11 protein-coding genes are annotated in these 13,282 nt (G+C 67.7%); 8 read left to right on the plus strand and 3 right to left on the minus strand.

All coding sequences use genetic code 11. The features are described 5' to 3' along the window. Positions 1-8 precede the first annotated feature (8 nt). Together ACQY8B_RS10070 and ACQY8B_RS10075 are read right to left on the minus strand one after the other, a co-directional pair. Entirely contained in the window at positions 9-701 is a 693-nt protein-coding gene (locus tag ACQY8B_RS10070; protein WP_081269406.1) for a mobilization protein, read from the minus strand. An 84-nt stretch (positions 702-785) separates the two neighbouring features. Further along, positions 786-1,544, minus strand: coding sequence for a hypothetical protein (locus ACQY8B_RS10075; RefSeq protein WP_422086567.1), 759 nt, complete (start codon positions 1,542-1,544; stop codon positions 786-788). A gap of 114 nt (positions 1,545-1,658) precedes the next feature. Here ACQY8B_RS10075 and smc point away from each other — a divergent pair, with 114 nt between their 5' ends. From smc to def, 5 genes are all read left to right on the plus strand, one after another. Beyond that, positions 1,659-5,174, plus strand: coding sequence for a chromosome segregation protein SMC (gene smc / locus ACQY8B_RS10080; RefSeq protein WP_422086568.1), 3,516 nt, complete (start codon positions 1,659-1,661; stop codon positions 5,172-5,174). Between the two features lie 16 nt (positions 5,175-5,190). Beyond that, positions 5,191-6,294 carry a cell division protein ZipA C-terminal FtsZ-binding domain-containing protein gene (locus ACQY8B_RS10085; RefSeq protein WP_422086569.1) on the plus strand — a complete coding sequence of 368 codons (1,104 nt, stop codon included), beginning with the start codon at positions 5,191-5,193 and terminating at the stop codon, positions 6,292-6,294. Positions 6,295-6,316: 22 nt separating this feature from the next. Beyond that, positions 6,317-8,401 (plus strand): NAD-dependent DNA ligase LigA, encoded by a 2,085-nt coding sequence (gene ligA / locus ACQY8B_RS10090; protein ID WP_422086570.1) that lies wholly within the window; start codon positions 6,317-6,319, stop codon positions 8,399-8,401. 114 nt (positions 8,402-8,515) lie between these two features. Further along, positions 8,516-8,932: a hypothetical protein gene (locus tag ACQY8B_RS10095; protein ID WP_422086571.1), complete on the plus strand. Its 417-nt coding sequence runs from the start codon at positions 8,516-8,518 to the stop codon at positions 8,930-8,932. 45 nt (positions 8,933-8,977) lie between these two features. Continuing rightward, entirely contained in the window at positions 8,978-9,517 is a 540-nt protein-coding gene (gene def / locus ACQY8B_RS10100) for a peptide deformylase (protein WP_422086572.1), read from the plus strand. 3 nt (positions 9,518-9,520) lie between these two features. Here the strand turns inward: def and ACQY8B_RS10105 are convergent, their stop codons facing one another. Then, on the minus strand, positions 9,521-9,916 hold the full coding sequence (locus ACQY8B_RS10105) for a DoxX family protein (RefSeq protein WP_422086573.1): 396 nt from the start codon (positions 9,914-9,916) through the stop codon (positions 9,521-9,523). A gap of 152 nt (positions 9,917-10,068) precedes the next feature. Here ACQY8B_RS10105 and ACQY8B_RS10110 point away from each other — a divergent pair, with 152 nt between their 5' ends. From ACQY8B_RS10110 to ACQY8B_RS10120, 3 genes are read left to right on the plus strand one after another with little or no spacing between them, the layout of a single operon-like run. After that, entirely contained in the window at positions 10,069-11,103 is a 1,035-nt protein-coding gene (locus ACQY8B_RS10110) for an amino acid ABC transporter substrate-binding protein (RefSeq protein ID WP_422086574.1), read from the plus strand. After that, on the plus strand, positions 11,100-12,098 hold the full coding sequence (locus tag ACQY8B_RS10115; protein ID WP_422086575.1) for an amino acid ABC transporter permease: 999 nt from the start codon (positions 11,100-11,102) through the stop codon (positions 12,096-12,098). Before ACQY8B_RS10110 ends, ACQY8B_RS10115 begins: the two co-directional genes overlap by 4 nt. Next, positions 12,095-13,150 carry an amino acid ABC transporter permease gene (locus ACQY8B_RS10120; protein WP_422086576.1) on the plus strand — a complete coding sequence of 352 codons (1,056 nt, stop codon included), beginning with the start codon at positions 12,095-12,097 and terminating at the stop codon, positions 13,148-13,150. Before ACQY8B_RS10115 ends, ACQY8B_RS10120 begins: the two co-directional genes overlap by 4 nt. Positions 13,151-13,282 lie beyond the last annotated feature (132 nt).

Raw genomic sequence — 13,282 nt, forward strand, 5'->3', positions numbered from 1 at the left:
GCGCCGGCTCAGAGCGGCAGCGTATCGAAGGCCGCGTAGACCGTGGCCAGCCACGACTTCACGCGTTGCCGCTCCAGCAGGCCCAGCGCATGCGGGCCTTCGCGGTCGTTCACGGCCTTCCAGAAGCTGGTGTTCTGCGCATCGATCTTGCGCATGCTCGCCTCGTGCAGGCGGGGCAGCGCGATCACGCGCGCGCCGTTGGCCGTGGCCTTGGAGAGCGACTGCGAGGCAAGCAGCATCCCGAAGTCGCTGCCGCGCCCGTAGTTCTGCACCACGATGTAGTTGGGCCGGTTGCCGAAGGTGTCGATCAGGCTGCCGAGCAGGTCGGTCGAGTCCTTGCCGTCGTCGAGCACGTGCCAGAAGTTGACCGTGACGCCGATTTCGGCGAACACGTCGAACAGGTCCGACTCCTTGATCCAGCGCGACAGCGGCGCCAGCGTCTGGGCGGCGAGGTCGACGATCACGCTTTGCTGCGGATTGGTCTCGAAGCCGTTCACCACGGTGTCCAGGCCCTCGAAGCTGTCGACCACCACTGGCGACGCGAAGCCTTCGTAGAAGCGGGTGAACGAGCTGTGCGAGCGGTCGGTGTCGAAGCCGGTGAAGGGCCGGCTGTGGTCGATGAAGTACTGCGCAAGCACACGTGCCGTGACCGACTTGCCGACACCGCCTTTTTCGCCGCCGATGAAATTGATGGAGCTCATGTACTGCTGCTGCCTCTGAAGGGTTGAGGGGGTAAGGGCGATTTCATTCTAGGGGCCTCGCCTTGCGGTTATGCGTCTGCCGGCCTACTTGGGAACCAGCGTGAAGAAGGGCATGACCACGCCCATGATCCAGTTCTGGCCGAAGTCGAGCGCGGCCCGGCGGTATTTCTCGTCGGCCTGCGCGGCCAGCAGGTCGAGCCGGGCCACCACCTTCGACAGCTCGCGGTCGGCCACGAGGTTGCGGCCGCGCTCGCTGATCTCGGTGGCCAGCAGCAGCGGCTGGCCGTCGGGGCCGGTCTTGGAGGAGATCAGCCAGAGCGAGATCTCGAAGTTGCGCGCGGCCCGGAAGCTGTTTTCGGCGTTGACGCCGTCGATCATGGTCTGGTCCCAGGTGTCGCCGTTGGCCTGCTTGAGCATGGTTGCCCAGCCGTACACCAGTGCCGCCACGCGGTCGCCCTGGTAGCCCTGCGGCCCGGTGTCGAAGGCCATGCGGATCGCGTCGATGCCTGTGGCGCCCTTCAGTTCGGGCAGGGGCGGGCCCTTGAGCACGGCGTCCCAGGCGCGCTGGGTGGCTTCTTCCATGCTGGGCGCCGACTTGCGCCATTCGCGCGGGTTGCGCTTGTAGAGGGTGGACTGCACCCGCCGTATCGACTGGAGGTTGTCGCGCAGCGACAGGTTGGCAATGCGGTTGGCGCCGGACTGCATCCATTCCTGGTTGGCGTAGGGTTCGGCGCGCTCGGTGGAACGGACCGACGAGCAGCCCGCCACGCCGAACAGGATGGCTGTGCCCGCCAGCAGGCAGGCGCCTCGCGCCGCGAGGGTTGAAACCGGGGAATCGCTCATGCCCTGACGTTATCATCCACGGCTGGGGCGGCGGCCTGCTGCAAGCTGCAGGCCCGTTCAATTTTCCTTACAAATCAATACCTTGGCGCTATAACCAAGGCAGGCCGACAAGTCGTGCGTCTTAATTCCATCAAGCTCTCGGGCTTCAAGTCGTTCGCCGAACCCACCAACTTCCTGCTGCCGGGCCAACTGGTCGGCGTGGTCGGGCCCAACGGGTGCGGCAAGTCGAACATCATGGATGCGGTGCGCTGGGTGCTCGGCGAGTCGCGTGCGTCGGAGTTGCGCGGCGAGTCGATGCAGGACGTGATCTTCAACGGCACGACCACCCGCAAGCAGGCCAGCCGCTCCAGCGTGGAGCTGGTGTTCGACAACGCCGACCACCGCGCCGGCGGCCAATGGAACCAGTTCGGCGAAATCGCGGTGCGCCGAGTGCTCACGCGCGACGGCACCAGCAGCTACTACATCAACAACCAGCCGGTGCGCCGCCGCGACGTGCAGGACGTGTTCCTGGGCACCGGCCTGGGCCCGCGCGCCTACGCCATCATCGGACAGGGCACGATCAGCCGGATCATCGAATCCAAGCCCGAGGAACTGCGCCTGTTCCTCGAAGAGGCAGCCGGCGTCTCCAAGTACAAGGAGCGCCGCCGCGAGACCGAGAACCGCCTGGGCGACACGCGCGAGAACCTCACGCGCGTGGAAGACATCCTGCGTGAACTCAACGCCAACCTCGAGAAGCTGGAGAAGCAGGCCGAGGTGGCCGCGCGCTACAACATGCTGCAGGGCGACGCCACGAAGAAGCAGCATCAGCTGTGGTTCCTCAAGCGCAGCGAAAGCAACGCCGACCAGGCCAGGATCAAGGCCGATTCAGAGAAGGCGATCAACGACCTCGAATCGCGCACCGCCGACCTGCGCCGCATCGAGTCCGAGCTGGAGACCGTGCGCCAGGCCCACTACGGTGCCGGCGACCTGGTCAACCAGGCCCAGGGCAAGCTCTACGAGGCCAGCGCCGAAGTCGGCCGGCTCGAAGGCGAGATCCGCTTCGTGGTCGAAGGCCGCCAGCGCGTTGAGCAGCGCCTGGTGCAGCTGCGCGAGCAGATGGGCCAGTGGGGCCGCCGTCGCGAAGAGGCCGAGGCCGAGATCGAAACGCTGGCCGGCGCGGGTGTCGATGCCGAAGAGCAGGCCATCCTGCTGGCCGCCCAGCTCGAAGAACATGACGCGCGCATGCCGGAGCTCGAAGAAGCCGTGCAGCGCGCGCAAGACCAGGCCAACGCCCAGCGCACGACCGTGTCGCAGGTGCAGCAGCAGATCCAGGTGCTGGCCGCCGACCAGCGCAACATCGAAGAGCAAAGCCGCCAGCTCACGCAGCGCAGCGAACGCCTTCGTGCCGACCAGAACGCGCTGGCCGCGCCCGACGAAGCCCGCCTGCTCGACATGCAGGAGCAGCATGCCGCCGCGCAGGAAGCCGCGAGCGAGGCCGACGCGCGCCTGCAGGAACTGCAGGAATCGGTGCCGCAGCTCGACGACGATCGCCGCGCCAAGCAGCAGGCGGTCAACACCGAGGGCGCCCGCCACGCCGAGTTCTCGGCCCGCCTCGATGCGCTGCGCGCGCTGCAGGAGAAGGTCAAGACCGACGGCAAGCTCGCCCCCTGGCTCGCCAAGCACGGCCTCGACGGGCTGCAGGGCCTGTGGAGCCGCATCCACATCGAGCAGGGCTGGGAAAGCGCGCTCGAAGCCGCGCTGCGCGAGCGCCTGGGCGCGCTCGAAGTCAGCCGCCTGGACATGGTGCGCGCCTTCGGCAACGACGCGCCGCCCGCCAAGCTCGCCTTCTACAGCCCGCCCGCCGCCGGCGTGCCGGAAGCCGCCGCCGCGCTGCCGCGCCTTTCGAGCCTGCTGCGCCTGAACGACGCCGGCCAGCAAGCCCTGCTGACCGACTGGCTGCACGGCTGCTACACCGCCGAGAGCTTCGAGGAGGCGCTGGCCCAGCGCGCAACGCTGCAGGCCGGCGAAGTGATCTACGTGAAGAGCGGCCACGCCGTGTCTTCGCACAGCGTCAACTTCTACGCGCCCGATTCCGAGCAGGCCGGCCTGCTGGCCCGCCAGCAGGAAATGGAAAACCTGGAGCGCCAGCTGCGCGCCCAGACGCTCATCAACGAAGAAGCGCGCACCGCCCTGGTCCGCGCCGAGGCGGCCTATGCCGACGCCGCGCAGCGCCTCGTGACCGCCCGGCGCGAAGCCGCCGAGACCCAGTCGCGTGCGCACGAGCTGCAGGTCGAGACCCTGCGCATGACGCAGCTGGCCGAGCAGACCCGCGCCCGCAGCCAGCAGCTGGCCGCCGACCTCGGCGAAGTCGATGCGCAGCTCGAGGAGCTGCAGGAGCGCCGCATCGCCGCCGAAGGCCGTTTCGAAGAGCTCGACATGCAGCTGGCCGACAGCCAGGAGCGCCACGCGGAGCTCGACGAGCGCGTGATCGAGGCTGGCCGCGCACTGAACGCCAGCCGCGAGCAGCACCGCAGCCTCGAGCGCCAGGCGCAGGAAGCCACCTTCTCGCAACGCACTCTCGAAGCCCGCCGCGCCGAACTCAACCGCTCCATCGAAACCGCTGCGCAGCAGGTCGTGGCGCTGACCGACGAAGACGAGCGCGCCCGCGCCGAGCTGAGCCGCCTGTCCGACGCCGCCGCGCAAGCCGGCCTGCAGGACGCGCTGTCGCTCAAGCTCGAGCGCGAGGCCGCGCTGGGCTCGGCGCGCAGCCAGTACGACGACCTCACGCTCAAGCTGCGCGCCAGCGACGAGCGCCGCCTGCAGCTCGAGCGCGAACTCGAGCCGCTGCGCCAGCGCATCACCGAATTCCAGCTCAAGGAACAGGCCGCGCGCCTGGGCGTCGAGCAGTACCAGCAACTGCTGGACGATGCCGGCGCCGACCTCGAAGCCATCGAGCAGTCGATCGAGACCGACAAGGTGAAGCTCACCGGACTGCAGAGCGAAATCGATCGCCTCAACCGCGAAGTTGTCGCGCTCGGCGCGGTGAACCTGGCCGCGCTCGACGAACTGGCTGTCGCCAGCGAGCGCAAGACTTTCCTCGACGCCCAGTCGACCGACCTGAACGAGGCCATCGGCACGCTCGAAGACGCCATCCGCAAGATCGACGCCGAAACGCGCGACCTGCTCGGCGGCACTTTCAAGATCGTCAACGAGCACTTCAGCCGCATGTTCCCCGAGCTGTTCGGCGGCGGCAACGCCAAGCTCATGATGACCGGCGACGAAATCCTCGACTCGGGCGTGCAGGTGATGGCGCAGCCTCCGGGCAAGAAGAACCAGACCATCCATCTGCTCTCGGGCGGCGAGAAGGCGCTCACGGCCATCGCGCTGGTGTTCGCCATCTTCCAGCTCAACCCGGCGCCTTTCTGCCTGCTGGACGAAGTGGACGCGCCGCTGGACGACGCCAACACCGAGCGCTATGCCAAACTCGTCTCCGCCATGAGCCGTGAAACCCAGTTCCTCTTCATCAGCCACAACAAGATCGCCATGGAAATGGCCGAACAGCTGATCGGGGTGACGATGCAGGAGCAGGGCGTGTCGCGCATCGTGGCGGTCGACATGGAGGCTGCCGCCTCCATGGTGGCGGCAGCCTGAGCCGGGCGGCACACCGATGAGCAGCCTCACTCTCGCCCTGACCATCCTCGGCGGCCTCGTCCTCGCGGCCGTCGTTGCCTACAACACGCTGATGTCGCGCCGCAACGCGCCGCGCCAGCCCGACGCGGTCGACATCGCGCTGGCCGACGCCGAGCGCGCGATGTCCGCCTCGGCCGATGGCCTGGAGCCGACGCTTCACGTCGACCCCAACCAGGTGCCGGGCAGCGACCGCCATGAGCCCCTGTTCGACCCCGACCTGCCGGCGCCCAGCGGCGTTCCCGTGCCGACCGGCGAGCGCCGTGGCGGGCTCGACCCGCTGATCGACGTGATCGCGCCGATCTCGCTCGACGGCCTGGCCTCGGGCGACGCCGCCATTGCCGCCATGCCGCCCACGCGGCGCGCGGGCAGCAAGCCGGTGGCCATCGAGGGCCTCAACGAACACAGCGGCCAGTGGGAACCACCGGTGCCGGGGCAGCGCTACAGCGCGTTCCAGGTCGGCGTGCAACTGGCCAACCGCACGGGTGCGCTCAACGAGATCGAGTACTCCGAATTCGTGGTCAAGGCGCAGGCCTTCGCCGATGCCGTCAACGGTTCGCCCGAGTTTCCCGAAATGCTCGATGAAGTGGCGCGCGCCCGCGAGCTCGACCAGTTCGCCAGCGCGCACGACGCGCAACTGGGCTTCGTGCTGCGCGCGCTGCATGCCGCCTGGAGCCCCGGCTACGTGCAGCAGAACGCGGCGCGGCTGGGCTTCGTGCCCGGCATCATCCCGGGGCGCATGGTGCTGCCGACGGGAGAAGTCGGGCTGCCGCCGATCCTCGGGCTCGCTTTCGACACGCAGGCAGCGCTGGCCGACGACCCGGCCCAGTCGGCCATCCGCGAATTGAGCCTGAGCCTGGACGTACCACAGGTCGATCGCGCCGAAGAGCCGTTCCGCCGCATGCGCGAAGCCGCCGCCACGCTCGCGCGCGAGATGGACGGCGTGGTGACCGACAGCGACGGCCAACTGCTGCGCGACGAGACGATGGACGTGATCGGCAACGACCTCGAGCAGCTCTACGACACGCTCGACGGGCGCGACCTCGCGGCGGGATCGCCACTGGCGCGCCGCCTCTTCAGCTAATTCGGACTTTCCGGAGACACCCATGACATCGCGCGACGAAGCGGCACGCGAAGCCGCCGCACTGAGCGAACAGCTCCACCGGCACGCCCATCTCTACTACGTGCTCGATACGCCCGAACTGCCGGACGCCGAGTACGACAAGCTGTTCCAGCGCCTGCAGGCCATCGAGGCCGAGTACCCCGACCTGCGCACGCCCGACTCGCCCACCCAGCGCGTGGGCGGCAAGGTGCTAGACGGCTTCACCAAGGTGCGCCACAGGGTGCCTATGCTGTCGATCCGCACCGAGACCGACATCACCCCCGCAGGCGCCAGCGCCTTCGATGCGCGGGTGCGCAAGGAACTCGGCCTGGCCGAGGACGGGCCGCAGGTGGCATATGTGTGCGAACTCAAGTTCGACGGCCTGGCCATGAACCTGCGCTACGAGAACGGCGTGCTGGTGCAGGCCGCGACGCGCGGCGACGGCGAGGTCGGCGAAGAAGTCACGCAGAACATCCGCACCGTGCGCGAGATTCCGCTGCGCCTGAACGGCAAGGCGCCGCCGGTGGTCGAGGTGCGCGGCGAGGTCTACATGAAGCGCGCCGATTTCGACGCGCTCAACGAGCGCCAGCGCGAGAAGATCGCGGCCGGGCAGAAAAACGAAAAGGTCTTCGTCAACCCGCGCAACGCGGCTGCCGGCGCGGTGCGCCAGCTCGACCCGGCCATTGCCGCAGCGCGCCCGCTGAGCTTCTTTGCCTACGGGCTGGGCGAGGTAACGCCTGCGAGCGAAGGCGGCCCCGATTGCCCGACCCAGTTCGACTGGCTGGCGCAGTTCAGCGCCTGGGGCTTTCCCGTTGCCAAGCAGACGGCACGAGCGACCGGCGCCATCGAGCTGATCGCCTTCCACGAGAACATCGGCCGCCAGCGCGACGCCTTGCCCTACGACATCGATGGCGTGGTCTACAAGGTCGACAGCATCGAGCTGCAGCGCCAGCTGGGCTTCGTCACGCGGGAGCCGCGCTGGGCCGTGGCGCACAAGTACCCGGCGCAGGAGCAGTTGACCGAGGTGCTCGGCATCGAAATCCAGGTCGGGCGCACCGGCAAGCTCACGCCGGTGGCCAAGCTGGCGCCGGTGTTCGTCGGCGGCGTGACAGTGACCAACGCCACGCTGCACAACGAGGACGAGGCCCGCCGCAAGGACGTGCGCGTGGGCGACACCGTCATCGTGCGCCGCGCCGGCGACGTGATTCCTGAAGTGGTAGGCGTGGTGCCAGAGAGCCTTGCCAAGCCCGACGATCAGCGCGGCCCGCTGTTCACCATGCCGCACAAGTGCCCGGTGTGCGATTCGGAGGCCGTGCGCGAGGAAGGCGAAGTCGACTACCGCTGCACCGGCGGCCTGTTCTGCGCGGCACAGCGCAAGGAAGCCATCCTGCATTTCGCGGCTCGGCGCGCGGTCGACGTCGACGGTCTGGGCGACAAGCTGGTGGAGCAACTGGTCGACGCGAACCTGATCCGCACCTTGCCCGATCTCTACAAGCTCGGCTTTACCACGCTGGCCGGGCTGGACCGCATGGCCGAGAAGTCGGCCAAGAACCTGGTTGATGCGCTCGAGGCATCGAAGAAGACCACGCTGCCGCGTTTCCTGTTCGGCCTCGGCATTCGCCATGTGGGCGAGAGCACGGCGAAGGATCTGGCCAAGCACTTCGGCAAGCTCGACGGCATCATGGACGCGACCGAAGAGCAACTGCTCGAGGTGAACGACGTGGGGCCGGTGGTGGCGCAAAGCCTGCGCACCTTCTTCGACCAGCCGCACAACCGCGAGGTGGTCGAGCAGCTTCGCGCCTGCGGCCTGACGTGGGAAGAGGGCGAGCCGGCGGCTCGTGCGCCCAAGCCTTTGGCGGGCCTTACCTTCGTCATCACCGGTACCCTTCCTACGCTGAGCAGGGACGATGCGAAGGATAAATTGGAGGCAGCCGGAGCCAAGGTGGCCGGCTCCGTCAGCAAGAAAACCCACTACCTCGTTGCGGGCGAAGAGGCCGGCAGCAAGCTCGACAAAGCCAGGGAAATCGGGGTCGAGGTGATCGACGAGGCGCGCATGCTGGAGATCCTGGAAAAGGGCGCGCCGAAGTAAGGATCGCGCCCGGGCGCTCCTTACCGGTCGTTACCTGACTTCATCCGAGCGCAGTCAACAGGGGCTACAACCTGACGTTGAAAGAAAACCGAAAGGCCACAAGGAGAGTCCCTCATGCAAAAAATTCGTGTTCTTGGTGCCTGCGTTGCACTCGGCGGCGTCGCGCTGCTGAGCGGCTGCGTAGGCGTGCCGGCCGACCCCTATTACGGGGGCGGCTACTCTTCGGGGCCTTACTACAGCGAACCTTCGCCCGTGGTAGTGGCGCCGGCGCCGGTCTACATCAATGGCGGCGCCTACTACGACGGCCGCCGCCCTTACTACCGCGATCGCCCCTACTACAACCGCCCGGCCTATCCGGCGGGACGTCCGGGTTATCCCTATCCCGGCGCTGGCCGCCCTTCGCCGCCTGCGTGGGGTGGTGGCCGTCCGGGCGTGGTGCCGCCCGCAGTGCTGCCGCCAGGCGCCAACCGGCCGAACCCCAACGCCCGCCTGTGGACATCGCCAGACCAGAAGGGCACCACGCCTCCGTGATCCCGCGGCAGGCGAAGGTCGCGGGGCTGTCGCGATAATCCCGCCATGGCCATCCGCGAAATCCTGAAAATGGGCGACCCCCGGCTGCTGCGTATCGCGCAGCCGGTCACCGCCTTCGATACCGACGAGCTGCACCTGCTGGTGCGCGACATGTTCGAGACCATGCATGCCGTCAACGGCGCTGGTCTCGCGGCGCCGCAGATCGGCGTCGACCAGCAGTTGGTGATCTTTGGCACCGACATCGTCAACCCCCGCTATCCCGATGCGCCGCCCGTCCCCCGCACGGTGTTGGTGAACCCCGTCATCACGCCGCTGAACGACGAGGAAGAGGAAGGCTGGGAAGGGTGCCTTTCGGTGCCGGGCCTGCGCGGCGTGGTGCCGCGCTTTGCCAACATCCGCTATACCGGCTTCGATCCGTACGGAGACCCGATCAACCGCGTTGCCACGGGTTTTCATGCGCGCGTGGTGCAACATGAAGTCGACCACCTGCTGGGCAAGCTTTATCCGATGCGGGTGCGCGATTTCTCGCGCTTCGGCTACACCGAGGTCCTGTTTCCAGGCCTCGATGCCAACGATGACGATTGAAGCCTAGTTGTATTTGCTGCTCAGGGCGAAGCGACCGCCGCCCATGAAGGCGAGGGCGAGTGCCGCAAACAGGAACATGCCTTGCAGTTCCAGCGCCCAGCCGCCGTGTTTGCCGAATGCGGTCAGGTCCTTCACGTGGACCAGCGCAAGGGCCACCAGCATGTTGATGGCCACGATCCACGCCGCCGGACGGGTGTAGAGGCCGATGATCAGCAGCACCGGCGCCACCACTTCACCAATGTAGACCAGGTAGGCCAGCGCGCCGGGAAGCCCGTGCTGGGCCAGCATGCCCGAGATGGAGCCGACGCCGCCCTGCAGCTTGGCAATGCCGTGCAGCAGGATCAGGACGCCGAGCGAAACGCGCAGGATGAACTTGCCGGTGTCGTCGGATTTGACCATTTGAGTAGATTCCAGTTGAAAGTGATTCGAGCGCCGTATGGTAGTGAGCCTTTGTTGCTACTCGATACATACGCATACAACCCGGGAGTGCTTTGGCAGAGTCCGGCGACGCCTCGTACACTGCCTTTTGCTTACTGTTGAGGAGAACACCAATGAACGATCGCTTCCGCCCGGCGCTGCTTGCCGCCGCCTCCGTCATCGCTTTCGCGGCCGCTGCGCCGGCCTTTGCCGGCAAGACGCTCGACGCGGTCAAGCAGCGCGGCACCGTCAAGTGCGGCGTGACCAACGGGGTGGCGGGCTTCTCGGCACCGGACACGCAGGGCAACTGGTCGGGCCTGGATGTAGACACCTGCCGAGCCATTGCCGCGGCCGTGCTCGGCGACGGCAAGAAAGTCGACTTCGTGCCGCTCAATTCGCAGCAGCGCTTCTCGGCCCTGCAGGCCGGCGAAATCGACATCCTTGCGCGCAACACCACCTGGACGCTCACGCGCGACGCCTCGCTGGGCTTCAACTTCACCACCATCACCTACTACGACGGCCAGGGCTTCCTGGTGCCGAAGAAGCTCAAGGTGACGAGCGCCAGGCAGCTCAAGAACGCCACCATCTGCACCCAGTCGGGCACCACCAACGAGAAGAACGTGTCGGACTATTTCCGCGCGCAGGGCATCCCGGTCAAGACCGTGGTGTTCGAGAGCTTCGAGGCCTCGTTCAAGGCCTTCTTCTCCGGCCGTTGCCAGGCCTTCACGACCGACGCCTCGGCGCTGGCCGGCCTGCGCAACAAGGAAGCGCCGAACCCCGACGACTACGTCATCCTGCCCGAGCTGATCTCCAAGGAACCGCTGGCACCGCTGGTGCGCCGCGGCGACGACGAGTGGTTCGCCATCGTCAAGTGGGTGCCCAATGCGCTCATCGAAGCAGAGGAGGCCGGTGTCACCCAGGCCAATGCCGACGAGCTCAAGTCCAGCAGCAAGGACCCGGCGCAGCAGCGCCTGGTCGGCACGGGTGAAGACCTCGGCAAGCTGCTGGGCCTGGACAAGGACTGGTCGTTCCGCGCCATCAAGGCCGTGGGCAACTACGGCGAGATGTTCGAGCGCAATGTCGGGCCGAAGTCGGTGCTGAAGCTGCCGCGCGGCTCCAACAATCTCTGGAGCAAAGGCGGCCTGATCTACGCACCTCCTGTTCGATGAACGGCGGGACGTCGCGCCGCGGCGTCTGGCTGGCCTGGGCGGTGCAGGCGGCGCTGGTGCTGGCCGTGGCGGCCGGTGCCGTCTGGGTGGTGCACCACGCGCTGGAGGTGCTCCGCGCGCGCGGTGTTCGCTCGGGCTTCGACTTCCTGGGCGAACCGGCCGGCTTTTCCATCAGCGAGGGCTGGCTCGACTTCGATGCGAGCCAGCCGTTCTGGCGCGCCTTTCTCGCGGGGTTGATCAACACGGTGCGCGCGGCGGTGCCGGCGGCAATCTTCTCGGTGGTGCTCGGCACGCTGATCGGCATCGGCCGGCTCGCGCCGCACGTGCTGCTGCGCGGCATCTGCACCGCCTATGTGGAGCTGCTGCGCAACGTGCCGCTGCTGGTGCAGTTGCTGATGCTGGCCTTCGCGATGGCGAACCTGCTGCCCGACCCGACCGAGCCTGTGCGCCTGATGCCCGGCGTGTGGCTCAGCAAGGGTGGCCTCAGCGTGCCCTGGCCCGTGGCGGCCGAAGGCGGCTGGTGGCCGACGCATTTCGAGTGGCCGCAGCGCGGTGACTTCGGCGTGAGCGGCGGTGCCGCGCTGAGCCCCGAGTACGTGACCATCGTGGCCGGCCTGACTTTCTATTCGGCGGCATTCGTGGCGGAAATCGTGCGCGCCGGCATCCTCTCGGTTTCGCAGGGGCAGGTGCTGGCGGGGCAGGCGCTGGGCCTGTCTTCCGGGCAGCAGCTGCGCATCGTGATCCTGCCGCAGGCGCTTCGGGTGATCGTGCCCTCGCTGACCAACCAGCTGCTGAGCCTGACCAAGAACTCGTCGCTCGCGGTGGCCGTGGGTTATCCGGAGCTGGTGTCGGTGGCCAACACCACCATTGGCTCGAACGGCCGGGCCTTCGAGTGCATCGCGATCATCATGGCGGTCTACCTGCTGCTGTCGCTGCTGATTTCCTTCGGCATGAACCGCTACAACGCGCGCGTCGCATTGCGAGGCTGGCGATGAGGAACGTCGCGCAGGGGCCCATCGCATGGCGCACCGAACTCTGGGGTTCGCCGATGCGCGCGCTGGCGACGGTGCTGCTGCTCGCGCTGCTGGGGTGGGGCGGCTTTCATGTCGTCGAATGGGGCATCGTGCATGCGGTGTTCCGGCCCGATGCCGAGGCCTGCCGCGCGGTGCAGCACGGTGCCTGCTGGGGCGTGGTGGCCGAGAAGTGGCGGCCGATGCTGTTCGGGCGCTTTCCGTATCAAGAGCAATGGCGCCCGGCGATCGCGGTGGTCGTGCTGTCCGCTGTCACCGTGCTCAGCGCGTGGCCGCGCAGCTGGCGCTGGTGGCTGGCGCCGCTGTGGCTGGTTGCGCTGTTGCTGTTCGTGCTGCTGATGCGTGGCGGCGTGCTGGGGCTGAGCGGCGTGCCGACCAGCCGCTGGGGCGGACTGCCGCTGACCATCGGGCTGGCGGTGGTCGGGCTGGCACTGGCCTTTCCGCTTGCGCTGCTGCTGGCATTGGGGCGACGTTCGGGCTGGCCGGTGGTACGCACGTTGAGCGCGAGCTACATCGAGCTGGTGCGTGGCGTGCCGCTGATCTCGGTGCTGTTCATGGCCTCGTTCCTGCTGCCATTGCTGTGGCCGGCGGGCTGGCAGCCGGACGTGCTGGTGCGCGTGCTCGCGGGTCTCACGCTGTTCGTCGCGGCGTACCTGGCCGAGATCATCCGTGGCGGCCTGCAGGCGGTGCCGCGCGAGCAGACCGAAGTCGCGATGGCGCTGGGCTTCGGCCGCTGGCCGGTGCAGCGCGACATCGTGCTGCCACAGGCGCTGCGCCTGGTGGTGCCGGCGCTGACCAACAGCGTTGTCGGCACATTGAAAGACACCTCGCTGGTCACCGTGGTCGGCCTGTTCGAGCTGACCGGCGCGCTGGGCCTGGCGCTGGGCGGCGACCCGACCTGGCGGCCTTTCTACCTCGAGGGCTACCTCTTCATAGCGGCGGTGTACTGGGTGCTGTGCTTCGGTCTCTCGCGCTACAGCGTGTGGCTCGAAAAGCGCCTGTCGGCCGCGTCCTGAGCCGGGCGCCGGCGAGCTGCGGTACACTCCGGCCCTTCATGCCGAGCCACAACTTCATCCCCGCATCCAGCGCAGCTCTGATGGCTCGCATGATGCCGCCTGCCTCCGCGCAGGCGATGGTTGTTGCTCGAA

The organism is Variovorax sp., from assembly GCF_965279555.1.
Taxonomy (GTDB): domain Bacteria; phylum Pseudomonadota; class Gammaproteobacteria; order Burkholderiales; family Burkholderiaceae_C; genus Variovorax.

Excerpts from the sequence above, each read along its gene's own strand:
- ACQY8B_RS10070 (WP_081269406.1), bottom strand. The coding sequence starts at position 701 with ATGAGCTCCATCAATTTCATCGGCGGCGAAAAAGGCGGTGTCGGCAAG.
- ACQY8B_RS10075 (WP_422086567.1), bottom strand. The coding sequence starts at position 1,544 with ATGAGCGATTCCCCGGTTTCAACCCTCGCGGCGCGAGGCGCCTGCCTG.
- ACQY8B_RS10085 (WP_422086569.1), top strand. The coding sequence starts at position 5,191 with ATGAGCAGCCTCACTCTCGCCCTGACCATCCTCGGCGGCCTCGTCCTC.
- ligA (WP_422086570.1), top strand. The coding sequence starts at position 6,317 with ATGACATCGCGCGACGAAGCGGCACGCGAAGCCGCCGCACTGAGCGAA.
- ACQY8B_RS10095 (WP_422086571.1), top strand. The coding sequence starts at position 8,516 with ATGCAAAAAATTCGTGTTCTTGGTGCCTGCGTTGCACTCGGCGGCGTC.
- def (WP_422086572.1), top strand. The coding sequence starts at position 8,978 with ATGGCCATCCGCGAAATCCTGAAAATGGGCGACCCCCGGCTGCTGCGT.
- ACQY8B_RS10105 (WP_422086573.1), bottom strand. The coding sequence starts at position 9,916 with ATGGTCAAATCCGACGACACCGGCAAGTTCATCCTGCGCGTTTCGCTC.
- ACQY8B_RS10110 (WP_422086574.1), top strand. The coding sequence starts at position 10,069 with ATGAACGATCGCTTCCGCCCGGCGCTGCTTGCCGCCGCCTCCGTCATC.
- ACQY8B_RS10115 (WP_422086575.1), top strand. The coding sequence starts at position 11,100 with ATGAACGGCGGGACGTCGCGCCGCGGCGTCTGGCTGGCCTGGGCGGTG.
- ACQY8B_RS10120 (WP_422086576.1), top strand. The coding sequence starts at position 12,095 with ATGAGGAACGTCGCGCAGGGGCCCATCGCATGGCGCACCGAACTCTGG.